Here is a 235-nt window from a genome sequence, read left to right on the forward strand (position 1 = left end):
GCCTAAACTGCTAGGAGGAAGTTCCACTAGCAGCTGAAGCTGGGTCTAGGCTTCTCTTTTGACTTTTTAAAACTTCATAGGGTATACTTTATCTACGCTTAATTTCCAACTTTTACAGTTGAAAAGCGGGGGAACCAGTTAATTGGGGCGAATCATTGAGCATTTGAATGTAGGGTACCATCTTACCCGAGTCCGTCAGCTAACCTCGTCAGCAGTGGATGGGTCTGCTTTTCAT

At 44.3% G+C, this 235-nt stretch carries 1 riboswitch.

Going from position 1 to position 235, the window contains the following annotated elements:
* Positions 1-85: 85 nt before the first annotated feature.
* Positions 86-229: riboswitch (cyclic di-AMP (ydaO/yuaA leader) on the forward strand.
* The last annotated feature ends 6 nt before the right edge of the window (positions 230-235 follow it).

Origin of the sequence: Mediterraneibacter sp. 210702-DFI.5.30, from assembly GCF_020560115.1 — a bacterium.
GTDB classification, from domain to species: domain Bacteria; phylum Bacillota; class Clostridia; order Lachnospirales; family Lachnospiraceae; genus Mediterraneibacter; species Mediterraneibacter faecis.